Raw genomic sequence first — 11992 nt, forward strand, 5'->3', positions numbered from 1 at the left:
AATACGGGGATTACCATTTCTCATCACGCGCGTCACGACGCCCTTCGCGGCGGTTTTCACGTTTATCCTGGCGGCACTGGGAATTACTTTCATCGTTATTCCGGACACATTCCCGTTTTGTTTCACGACCGTCCTGACGGGCATCCTGGCGGATCTCACGGGCGTCCTGACGTTTTTCAGCCCGCGCGGTGGCATGCGCCGGGAGTGTCACAACCGGGAATAAAACGACGGCAATTAAAGCAGGAAGTAATGTCTTTCTCATCGGGTAAAACCTCTTAAAATAAATAGCATTAGATACTATTAGCGCGGCAAGTATTGCTGCGGATTTTAATTTATACCCGGGGGAAAGTCGTGTTATGAGGAGGAACTAAATTGTCCATTTTTAAATTGCAGAAAAAACCCCGTGAAATCACGGGGTCAGGAACATTAACGCATGGTCACAAACTCTTCCGCTGCCGTCGGGTGAATGGCCACGGTGTTGTCGAAGTCTTTCTTGGTGGCGCCCATTTTCAGCGCTACTGCAAAGCCCTGCAACATTTCATCCATGCCAAAGCCGATACCGTGGATGCCGACGATTTTCTCTTCCGGGCCGACGCAGACTAACTTCATGCGGCACGGCTGGCGGTGTGAGGTTACCGCGGTATACATTGCAGTAAACGAAGATTTATACACTTTCACCTGCGCATCGCCATACTGCTCGCGCGCCTGCGGTTCGGTCAGACCTACGGTGCCAATCGGCGGGTGGCTGAAGACCACGGTAGGAATATTGCTGTAGTCCAGATGCTCGTCCGGCTTGTTGTTAAACAGGCGCTCAGAAAGACGGCGACCTGCCGCAACAGCAACTGGCGTCAGCTCGACAGCGCCGGTGTTATCTCCGACCGCATAAATCCCGTCCACGCTGGTATTCTGGTATTTATCGACGACGATATACCCTTTGTCGTTGGTTTTTACGCCGGTCGCTGCCAGGTTGAAATTATCGGTTGCCGGTTCACGACCAATCGCCCAAATCAGGCAATCGACCGTTTCACTGCGACCGTCTTCCAGTTCAAGCGTCAGGCTACCGTCGGCGTTTTTCACGACCGCTTTCGGAATGGCGTGGGTGTGAAGCGTCGGGCCTTCGGCATTCATCACTTCCACCAGCGTTTCGGTAATCATCGGGTCAAAACTGCGCAGTGGCGCATGCTTACGCACGAACAGATGGGTTTTGGCACCCAGACCGTTAATCACGCCCGCCAGTTCAACGGCGATATAACCGGCACCGACAACCGCGACGCGCTCCGGCAGGGCCGGCAGTTCAAAGAAACCATCGGAGTCGATACCGTATTCCACGCCCGGAATATCCGGGTGGCTCGGACGACCCCCCGTGGCGATGAGAATGTGATCGGCAGTAATTGTTTCACCGTTGACTTCAATGGTTTTGGCATCGACGAAGCGGGCAAAACCTTTGATCACATCAACGTTATTTTTACCCAGCACGTTGTCATACGAGGTGTGAATGCGGTCGATATAGGCAGTACGGCTGGCAATCAGCGTATCCCAGTTGAATTTATTGATCGTGGTGTCAAACCCGTAGTCCGGACCATACAGGTGGATCGCTTCACGGATCTGCGCAGCATGCCACATTACTTTTTTCGGGACGCACCCGACGTTAACGCAGGTGCCGCCCAGCGCTTTGGCTTCAATCAGCGCACACTTCTGGCCGTACATGGCTGCACGGTTAATCGAGGCGATACCGCCGCTGCCACCGCCGATGGCGATGTAGTCATAATGCTTGCTCATGCGTCTTTTCCTTACATTCTGATTGCCGCGATTGTATACCTGAAATCAATAGTTTCCACCGATGGCTGCAATTACTCAGGCACGATCCAGTTTACTAAGGTATGCCCGGTACCCGCTGGCACCAGCTTGCTGTGCAGCCACGGTAGCACTGTGTTCATTTGTGCTTCCAGCTTCCACGGCGGGTTGACCACAATCATGCCGGAGGCGGTCATGCCGCGCTGGTCGCTGTCCGGGCGGACCGCCAGCTCAATTTGCAGGATTTTACGGATGCCGGTCGCTTCCAGATCGTGCACCATGCGCTTGATTTGCTGGCGTAACACGACCGGATACCACAGCGCATACGTCCCAGTGGCAAAACGTTTATAGCCTTCGCTAATCCCGGCGACAACGGCCTGGTAGTCCGATTTAATCTCGTAAGGCGGGTCGATGAGAATCAAACCACGACGAGAGACCGGCGGCAGCTTTGCCTTCAGTTGCTGATAGCCGTCGGCACGGGCTACGCGGGCACGTTCATCTTTCTGGAATTCACCTCGCAGCAGCGGGAAATCACTCGGATGCAGCTCCGTCATATGCAGGCTGTCCTGCTCGCGCAGCAGTTGACGCGCGATCAGCGGGGAGCCGGGGTAGTAACGCAGTTGCCCGCTACGGTTGAAGTGTTTGACCACGCCGATGTACGGCTCGAGTTCGGCCGGCAGATCGTCCTGCTGCCAGATGCGGGCGATACCTTCCAGGTATTCACCAGTGCGTTCAGCATGCTCGCCGCTTAGCTGATAACGGCCCGCGCCTGCATGGGTGTCCAGATAGAGAAACGGCTTCTCTTTCTCTTTGAGCGACTCGATGATCAGGCTCTGAACCGTGTGTTTAAGGACGTCGGCGTGGTTGCCAGCGTGGAAGCTGTGGCGATAACTGAGCATGGGTAAACGTGTTCCAGGTTGTAAACGTAGGCCCGATTAGCGTCACGCTTTCGGGCGAATAAAAAGCCTATCGCCACAGTATACAGAAAACTCACCGCTGCCGCGAAAGCGCAACGCCTGGCATTGAAATCCTCTACACTTATCCCCATTCTACAGGGATATTGCACAGCGCCGGACGCGCGCGACATTCACCTTATTCTAACAGGACAGCGTTTATGACCAATCCTTTACTGACGCCTTTCGAGCTACCGCCTTTTTCCAACATTCAGCCGGAACATGTGGTCCCGGCGGTAACCAAAGCGCTGAACGACTGCCGTGAGAATGTGGAGCGCGTCGTAGCACAGGGCGCACCCTACAGCTGGGAAAATCTTTGCCAACCGTTGGCGGAAGTCGATGACGTCCTGGGGCGTATTTTTTCTCCGGTCAGCCATCTGAATTCAGTAAAAAACAGCCCGGAACTGCGCGAAGCCTACGAGCAAACCCTGCCGTTGCTATCGGAATACAGCACCTGGGTCGGTCAGCATGAAGGTTTATACAAGGCATACCGTGACCTGCGTGACGGCGATCATTACGCCACGCTGAACACCGCACAGAAAAAAGCCGTGGATAACGCGCTGCGTGATTTTGAGCTCTCCGGGATTGGCCTGCCGAAAGAAAAACAGCAGCGCTACGGTGAGATCGCCACCCGCCTGTCTGAACTGGGCAACCTGTACAGCAACAACGTCCTCGACGCCACCATGGGCTGGACGAAGCTGATTACTGATGAAGCAGAGCTGGCCGGGATGCCGGAAAGCGCGCTGGCGGCAGCAAAAGCACAGGCTGAAGCGAAAGAGCAGGAAGGCTATCTGCTGACGCTGGATATCCCGAGCTACCTGCCGGTGATGACTTACTGTGACAACGGGCAGCTTCGTGAAGAGATGTATCGTGCCTATGTGACCCGGGCGTCCGATCAAGGACCTAACGCCGGTAAATGGGACAACAGCCCGGTGATGGCGGAAATTCTCGCCCTGCGCCACGAGCTGGCGCAACTGCTGGGCTTTGAAAGCTATGCCTTTAAATCGCTCGCCACCAAAATGGCGGAAAACCCGCAGCAGGTGCTGGAGTTTTTAACCGATCTGGCAAAACGCGCGCGTCCGCAAGGCGAGAAAGAGCTGGCGCAACTGCGCGCCTTCGCGAAAACGGAGTTTGGCGTCGATGAGCTGAACCCGTGGGGTATCGCGTACTACAGCGAAAAACAGAAGCAGCATCTCTACAGCATCAGTGATGAGCAATTACGTCCGTACTTCCCGGAAAACAAAGCCGTTAACGGCTTGTTTGAAGTGGTGAAACGTATTTATGGTATTACCGCAAAAGAGCGTAAGGATGTGGATGTCTGGCATCCGGACGTGCGTTTCTTTGAGCTGTATGACGAAAACAATGAACTGCGCGGCAGCTTCTATCTCGATCTCTATGCCCGTGAGCACAAACGCGGCGGGGCGTGGATGGATGACTGCGTCGGTCAGATGCGTAAATCCGACGGCTCACTGCAAAAACCGGTCGCTTACCTGACCTGTAACTTTAACCGCCCGGTGAATGGCAAACCGGCGCTGTTCACCCACGATGAAGTGATCACTCTGTTCCACGAATTTGGTCACGGCCTGCATCACATGCTGACCCGCATCGAGACCGCTGGCGTTTCCGGGATCAACGGCGTGCCGTGGGATGCGGTCGAGCTGCCGAGCCAGTTTATGGAAAACTGGTGCTGGGAACCGGACGCGCTGGCGTTTATCTCCGGCCATTACGAGACTGGCGAACCGCTGCCGAAGGAATTACTGGATAAAATGCTGGCGGCGAAGAACTACCAGGCGGCGCTGTTTATCCTGCGTCAGTTGGAGTTCGGTCTGTTTGACTTCCGTCTGCATGCGGAATTTGACCCGCAGCAAGGGGCGAAAATCCTCGAAACGCTGGCGGAAATCAAAAAACAGGTCGCCGTGGTGCCGGGGCCGTCTTGGGGGCGTTTCCCGCATGCATTCAGTCACATTTTCGCCGGTGGTTATGCGGCGGGGTATTACAGCTACCTGTGGGCTGATGTGCTGGCTGCGGATGCGTTCTCTCGCTTCGAAGAAGAAGGCATTTTCAATCGCGATACCGGCCAGTCATTCCTGGATAACATCCTGACGCGTGGCGGGTCTGAAGAGCCAATGGAACTGTTCAAACGTTTCCGTGGCCGCGAGCCGCAGCTCGACGCGATGCTTGAGCATTACGGAATTAAAGGCTAGTTCTTCAGTGAAAATTTGTTTACTGGATGAAACAGGCGCCGGAGACGGCGCCTTATCTGTTCTGGCCTCCCGCTGGGGCCTGGAACACGACGAAAACAACCTGATGGCGCTGGTGCTGACACCGGAGCATCTGGAGTTGCGTAAGCGCGATGAACCGAAGCTCGGCGGTATTTTCGTGGATTTTGTCGGCGGGGCGATGGCCCATCGCCGCAAGTTCGGCGGCGGTCGCGGTGAAGCGGTGGCAAAAGCGGTGGGCGTTAAAGGCGACTATTTGCCAGATGTCGTCGATGCGACTGCGGGTCTGGGGCGTGATGCATTCGTTCTGGCCTCGGTCGGCTGTCATGTGCGGATGCTGGAGCGTAACCCGGTGGTGGCGGCGCTACTTGATGATGGTCTGGCGCGCGGCTATGCCGATGCGGAAATCGGTCCGTGGTTGCAGGCACGACTGCAGCTGATCCATGCCTCCAGCCTGACGGCGCTGACGGATATCACGCCGCGTCCGCAGGTGGTCTATCTCGACCCGATGTTTCCCCACAAACAGAAAAGCGCGCTGGTGAAAAAAGAGATGCGCGTCTTTCAGTCGCTGGTGGGCCCGGATCTGGACGCCGACGGCTTGCTGGAACCAGCGCGTCAGCTCGCAACCAAACGCGTGGTGGTGAAACGCCCGGACTACGCGCCGCCGCTGGCGGATGTTGCTACGCCAAATGCAGTGGTGACCAAAGGGCACCGGTTTGATATTTATCCCGGCACGCCTCTGGCGGATGAACAGATCGCCTGATGGCGCTTCGCGTATCCGGGCTACGACGCGGTGTGGGTAGACCGGATGAGGCGTGAGCCGCCATCCGGCAATCACGATTATTGCGCGGTATCCGGTGTATTAATCATCCGGTTCAGCCACGGCACCATCAGCGCCATTACGACGGTGACAGCCAGCGTCACCAGCCCGATTTTACTGAACACGCCGGTATAGATCGGCAATGTCTGCAGCGGATCGGTGATGTTTTCCGGGACGGCAGTAAAGGTCGCGACGTAACCCCCCAGCAGGAACGCAGCAGCCTGCGTCAGGAACCACATCCCAAGAATAAAGCCCATCAGATGCTGCGGAACCAGTGCCGCGACCATCGCCAGCCCCAGCGCGCTAATCAGCAACTCGCCGAGGCTCTGGAACAGATAAACCAGTACGATAAACCACGGTGACGTCAGTCCCTGCGCATCGGCAAACCACATGCCTGCCGCTGCGGCGGTCAGAAAGCCCAGCGAGCACAGGAACATCCCGAGGGTAAACTTCATCGGCATCGTCAGGTCTTTGCCTTTGCTACCCAGACGCGTGTAGATCGCCGCCAGCACCGGGCTGGCAACCACCACCCAGAACGGGTTCAGTGCCTGAAAGCTCACCGGGTTAATCGTGAAACCGAGGATCTCATGGTGAACGTTATTGATGGCAAAGAAATTCAGTGATGTCGGCATCTGCGCATACAGAATGTAAAACAGTACCGCTTCGAGCATCAGGATAAACGCCACAAACATCTTGTTGCGCCCGGTTTTATCCAGCCTGAAAGCCTGGCGGAAGAAGATAATGGTCACCGCAATCGACAGAACAATCAGCACCAGGTTGGCGATTTTCACGTTGTGCATCAACCAGGCGCAGAGAAAGACCATCGCCACGGTGCCAATCAGGACATACAGCAGATTGTGGAAGCTCATCGGCAGATGGTCTGGCTCGGAACCGATATCTTTCACCATACCGCGGCAGGCGAAATAGACCAGCAGCGCGACAATCAGCCCCGCTCCGCACAGGTTATAGGTGACGGCATAACCAAACTTATCTGCGATCACCGGCGCCAGCGACAGCGACAGCAGCGAACCGATGTTTATCGACATGTAGAACAGTGTGAATGCGCCATCCAGACGTGGATCTTTTGGCGGATAGCATTTGGAGAGCAGGCTTGCCGGGTTCGCTTTAAACAGACCGTTGCCGACGGCAATCGTCCCAAGCGCGATAAAAATAAGGTCCGGTTTGAGCAGCGACATTCCCGTCATGAAGTAACCAAGCGCCAGCACAACCGCGCCCAGCACCAGCGTACGTTTGGTGCCGAGCAGGTGGTCGCCAACGTACCCCCCAATCGAGATCAGACCGTAGACCAGTGCGGCAAAGGCACCGAAGGTGATAAACGCCTGCTCTTGTGAGAATCCCAGTTGCTTAACAAAGAAAACCGCCAGGATACCCTGAACGCCGTAATAGCCAAATCGTTCCCATAACTCGACAAAAAAGATCATGAAGAACGGGCGGGGTTGCTGCAGCAAACCCGTTGGTGCAGATGTATTCATATTGCTTCGCCTTTCAATGCCATCCCGAAAAGTATGAACGCGTAATACGAAACGCGCCGAAAAAGTCTGACTCTGTTATAGACTGCGGCCATTAGCCGGTAGCGTAGAGTATTATACAGATTGATTTCGTTCTAATTAGTTGATCACACTAATTATGATTGGAGGGATGGGAGGTTGTACTGATCGTTTGTGGAGAGGACAGAAACAAAAACGCCCGCAAAGGCGGGCGCTCTGACATGACCGGATAACCCGGTTAGCGATGTTTTATTCTTCTTCGTCGCGTAGCGGAACAATCAGCATATCGACGTGAACAGTGTTGATCAGCTGGCGCGCGGAGGACATCAGTTTGCTCCAGAAGTCCTGGTGATGACCGCAAACGACCAGGTCCATGTCGTATTTCTTGATGGCGTCAACCAGCACCTGACCCAGATCGCCGCTGCCGCTCAGGGTTTCGGTAATCGGATAGCCTGCGTTGGTGGACAGTTCGGTCAGTGCGTGGTGAGTTTCTTCAGAAATGCGTTTTTGCATGTCGCCCAGATTGACGTCGATCAGGCCGGTATACAGGTCAGAGTAGTTCACATCAACGTGGATAAGGGAAACTTTTGCGTTGTACGGCCGTGCCATAGAGACGGCTTTTTCTACCAGAACTTTGCTTTCCGGAGAAAGATCAACCGCGATGAGAATATGTTTGTAAGCCATAGTATTACTCCTTCCATAAAGTTGTCGATGACCAGCCAGCTAGCGATTTTTCTACCTTGCGTCACTCGCGTCCTGCGAACTGTGCGATATGTCTACGCGGGGCTAGCTCAGCCGCGATGAAGTGAATTGTAGAGACTATCCTTACAGTATAGCGACCTGGATAATCCGTCAATCCGCCTTGCTTACCAAATAGTTAAACAAAATATTTAGATAATTGCATTGATAGTGATTAACCTTCTGGCAAAAAAATTAACTGATCTCCTACACTATTTAGAGAGCCGCTCTGATGATAAGCTCAAAATGAGCGGTTTTTAGTCGTACTTTTTCATTGACTGTCTGGCAAGTTTCGGGGAGCGGTAGTCCCGGAGCGGAGCTCCGTGGGCGGGTCGCCGGGGAGGTCGTATGATAAGCACCGTTGCATTATTCTGGGCATTATGTGTTGTTTGCATTGTGAATATGGCGCGCTATTTCTCGTCGCTACGCGCGCTGCTCGTGGTACTTCGTGGTTGCGATCCTTTGCTCTATCAGTATGTTGATGGGGGCGGCTTTTTCACCTCGCACGGCCAACCCAATAAGCAGGTACGCCTGGTGTGGTATATCTACGCCCAGCGCTACCGCGATCATCATGATAATGAGTTTATCCGCCGCTGTGAGCGGGTACGTCGTCAGTTCATTCTGACCAGCGCGCTATGTGGGCTCGTGGTGGTCAGTCTTATTGCCCTGTTGATTTGGCACTGAGCAAAAAAAAGCGGGCCAGTTTCCTGACCCGCTTGCTACGGTAATTTCTTTTCTCTTTGCGCTTAAATCAGCTTCAGCGAGATCCAGTACAGGGTACCGGACAGCAGAATCGCTGCGGGTAATGTGAACACCCATGCCATCAGAATGCTGGTCACCGTTTTACGTTGCAGACCGCCACCGTCGACAACCATCGTCCCCGCGACGGAGGAAGAGAGTACGTGGGTGGTGGACACCGGCATCCCGGTGTAGCTGGCCAGACCGATAGAGACCGCCGCCGTCATCTGCGCAGACATCCCCTGAGCATAGGTCATGCCTTTCTTACCAATCTTCTCACCGATGGTGGTCGCCACGCGGCGCCAGCCGATCATGGTACCAATACCCAGCGCCAGCGCGACCGCCATGATGATCCAGATTGGCGCATACTCAATGGTGCTCAGCATATCGGTTTTCAGTTTCTTCAGCAGACGCTGGTCGTCAGCGCTCACGCCCGGCAGTTTCGTCACTTTATCGGTCGTGTCGGAAATGCACAGCATGATGCGACGCAGTTGGCCGCGCTGCTCAACGCTCAGCTTGTCATAGCTTTCCACATTGTTCGACAACATCGCCTTCGCGCGATCCAGCGCGTTAAGGGTGTTTGCCGGATGGCAGTGGAATTCTGCCGGCTGCGTTGCGGCCGGTTCCGGAGACGGAATCAACTGATCGACGCCCGTCACCTGTTTCAGCAGATCAGGATGCTGCTGGAAGTAGATTTCGACGTTGTTGATGGCATCACGAGTACGGGTGATTTCATAACCCGAAGCATTCATATTTACCACGAAGCCCGCTGGCGCCACACCAATCAGAACCAGCATGACCAGACCAATGCCTTTCTGACCGTCGTTCGCGCCATGCGAGAAGGCCACGCCGATAGCAGAAAGAATCAGGGCGATACGGGTCCAGAACGGCGGCTTTTTCTTGCCGTCTTTCTTTTCACGTTCCGCTGGTGTGAGGTGAATACGGGCGCGTTTTTTAGTCCCGCTCCAGTAGCGACGCAGAAGGAAAATCAGGCCGCCTGCAACCACCAGGCCAACGATGGGCGAGACGATCAGCGAGGCAAAAATACCGATGACTTTCGGGATGTTGAGTGCGTCCACCACTGACGTGCCGGTCATCAGGGCATTGGTTAAACCGATGCCGATAATCGCGCCGATCAGCGTGTGGGAACTGGAGGCGGGTAACCCAAAGTACCAGGTACCCAGGTTCCAGATGATCGCGGCGAGCAGCATGGAAAACACCATCGCAAGTCCATGCGAAGATCCCATGTTGAGCAGGAGATCGGTCGGTAACATATGCACGATGGCATAGGCTACGCTGAGACCGCCCAGCAGCACACCAAAGAAGTTGAACACCGCAGCCATGACCACCGCAAGTTGCGAACGCATCGCACGGGTGTAGATCACGGTTGCGACTGCGTTGGCTGTATCATGGAAGCCGTTGATTGCTTCGTAGAACAGCACAAAAGCCAGAGCAAGCAATAATAAAAGCCCGGTATGTAAATCCAGGCCAGCAAACAAATGTAGCATAGGACGTTACGCCATCTTGAGGACATGAACGCGGCGCATTATCAGTGACTTTAGCGGCGCGGGCAAAGTGAAATATAGACTTTTTTTGATTTAACGTCTGAATACAATAGTGCCCATAAAGAATTATCTTATATATTTCATATAAATACTTCTTCCTAAGGATTTTGTCGCTGGTGCGACCACTGAGATAACTTTACAATTCACGCCCTGAATTCAGAGAGGAACGTAAAGTGGAAAGGTTTGATGCCATTATTATAGGCGCTGGCGCGGCAGGTATGTTCTGTGCAGCACAGGCAGGACAGGCCGGCAGTCGGGTGCTGCTTATTGATAATGGAAAGAAGCCTGGCCGCAAGATCCTCATGTCCGGTGGGGGTCGCTGCAACTTTACCAACCTTTATGTTGAGCCAGCGGCTTATTTAAGCCAAAACCCGCATTTTTGCAAATCTGCGCTGGCGCGCTATACCCAGTGGGATTTTATCGATCTCGTCAGTAAGCACGGCATCGCCTGGCATGAAAAAACGCTCGGGCAACTTTTTTGCGATGACTCCGCGCAGCAAATCGTCGATATGCTGGTGGCGGAATGTGAAAAAGGCAATGTAACCCTGCGCTTACGCAGTGAAGTGCTGAGCGTTGCGCAGGATGACGACGGTTTTACGCTGGCGCTGAACGGGGCGACTGTCGGTGCGAAAAAGCTGGTGATTGCCTCCGGCGGACTGTCGATGCCCGGTCTGGGCGCGTCACCGTTTGGCTATAAAATTGCCGAACAGTTTGGTCTGAACGTTCTGCCAACCCGCGCCGGGCTGGTACCGTTTACCCTGCACAAACCGCTGCTGGAGCAGCTTCAGGTGCTGTCTGGCGTTTCCGTTCCGTCGGTCATCACCGCGCAGGACGGTACCGTCTTTCGTGAAAATCTGCTCTTTACCCATCGCGGCCTTTCTGGTCCTGCGGTTTTACAAATTTCCAGCTTCTGGCAGCCAGGCGAATTTGTCAGCATTAATTTACTGCCAGATGTCAGTCTGAATGACGTCCTGAACGAACAGCGCAGCGCCCATCCGAATCAAAGCCTGAAGAATACGCTGGCGATGCTGCTGCCGAAGCGTCTGGTCGAGTGCCTGCAACAGCTCGGGCAGATCCCTGACGTCTCGCTCAAACAGCTCAACGTGCGCGACCAGCAGGCGTTGACGGACACGTTGACCGACTGGCGCGTACAGCCGAACGGCACTGAAGGCTATCGCACGGCAGAAGTGACGCTTGGCGGGGTAGACACCCACGAACTGTCGTCACGTACCATGGAAGCGCGCAAGGTGCCGGGTCTTTACTTTATCGGCGAAGTGATGGACGTCACCGGCTGGCTGGGCGGTTATAACTTCCAGTGGGCGTGGTCCAGCGCCTGGGCATGTGCACAGGATCTTGCCGGGGAGTAAGTCATTCACCCTGTATATCATTACCAACCATAAGCGAATAGACATCACCCATAATGATGCTAGTATTCCATTGATACTAGCTATGAGTATGCGTGTTTCATTTACGGCCAGGAACGCTGATGATGACAACATTACTACCCGTTTTTCGCACTTCTCTGTCATTCACTTTCCTTCACGGCGAGCGCAGTCATGACGTCTGTACGCCGCCCGGCTACTCTCACTTTTTCCTTCTCATCCCGGAGGGAAGATACCGCTGAACGCCCGTTCAGTGGGGTTTTGTGACACGCATT

The 11992-nt window shown here is 54.5% G+C and carries 10 protein-coding genes; 4 read left to right on the top strand and 6 right to left on the bottom strand.

Going from position 1 to position 11992, the window contains the following annotated elements:
• Positions 1-10: 10 nt before the first annotated feature.
• From OGW13_RS03375 to OGW13_RS03385, 3 genes are all read right to left on the bottom strand, one after another.
• Positions 11-262, bottom strand: coding sequence for a DUF2059 domain-containing protein (locus OGW13_RS03375; RefSeq protein WP_054176504.1), 252 nt, complete (start codon positions 260-262; stop codon positions 11-13).
• Between the two features lie 164 nt (positions 263-426).
• The gene (gene gorA / locus OGW13_RS03380; RefSeq protein WP_042998529.1) at positions 427-1779 is read right to left on the bottom strand and encodes a glutathione-disulfide reductase; all 1353 of its coding nucleotides are present in this window, start codon (positions 1777-1779) and stop codon (positions 427-429) included.
• A gap of 71 nt (positions 1780-1850) precedes the next feature.
• Positions 1851-2693: a 23S rRNA (adenine(2030)-N(6))-methyltransferase RlmJ gene (locus tag OGW13_RS03385; protein ID WP_042998528.1), complete on the bottom strand. Its 843-nt coding sequence runs from the start codon at positions 2691-2693 to the stop codon at positions 1851-1853.
• Positions 2694-2908: 215 nt separating this feature from the next.
• On the opposite strand from OGW13_RS03385, the gene prlC reads away from it, so the two are divergent.
• A complete protein-coding gene (gene prlC / locus OGW13_RS03390; protein WP_287115640.1) occupies positions 2909-4951 on the top strand; it encodes an oligopeptidase A in 2043 nt (680 codons plus the stop codon).
• A gap of 7 nt (positions 4952-4958) precedes the next feature.
• Entirely contained in the window at positions 4959-5729 is a 771-nt protein-coding gene (gene rsmJ, locus OGW13_RS03395) for a 16S rRNA (guanine(1516)-N(2))-methyltransferase RsmJ (protein WP_054176502.1), read from the top strand.
• A 77-nt stretch (positions 5730-5806) separates the two neighbouring features.
• On the opposite strand, the gene dtpB is transcribed toward rsmJ, so the two are convergent.
• Positions 5807-7279, bottom strand: a complete 1473-nt coding sequence (gene dtpB, locus OGW13_RS03400) for a dipeptide/tripeptide permease DtpB (RefSeq protein WP_263507370.1) — start codon at positions 7277-7279, stop codon at positions 5807-5809.
• 264 nt (positions 7280-7543) lie between these two features.
• Complete coding sequence (gene uspA / locus OGW13_RS03405; protein WP_000323571.1) at positions 7544-7978, bottom strand: universal stress protein UspA; 435 nt, start codon at positions 7976-7978, stop codon at positions 7544-7546.
• 402 nt (positions 7979-8380) lie between these two features.
• Here uspA and uspB point away from each other — a divergent pair, with 402 nt between their 5' ends.
• Entirely contained in the window at positions 8381-8716 is a 336-nt protein-coding gene (gene uspB / locus OGW13_RS03410; RefSeq protein WP_287115642.1) for a universal stress protein UspB, read from the top strand.
• A 62-nt stretch (positions 8717-8778) separates the two neighbouring features.
• Here uspB and pitA read toward each other — a convergent pair whose 3' ends face one another.
• Positions 8779-10278, bottom strand: a complete 1500-nt coding sequence (gene pitA, locus OGW13_RS03415) for an inorganic phosphate transporter PitA (protein ID WP_042998523.1) — start codon at positions 10276-10278, stop codon at positions 8779-8781.
• A gap of 230 nt (positions 10279-10508) precedes the next feature.
• On the opposite strand from pitA, the gene OGW13_RS03420 reads away from it, so the two are divergent.
• Positions 10509-11702, top strand: a complete 1194-nt coding sequence (locus OGW13_RS03420; protein WP_054176500.1) for a BaiN/RdsA family NAD(P)/FAD-dependent oxidoreductase — start codon at positions 10509-10511, stop codon at positions 11700-11702.
• Positions 11703-11992: the final 290 nt, after the last annotated feature.

The organism is Citrobacter sp. Ca225, assembly GCF_030337175.1.
GTDB classification, from domain to species: domain Bacteria; phylum Pseudomonadota; class Gammaproteobacteria; order Enterobacterales; family Enterobacteriaceae; genus Citrobacter_A; species Citrobacter_A amalonaticus.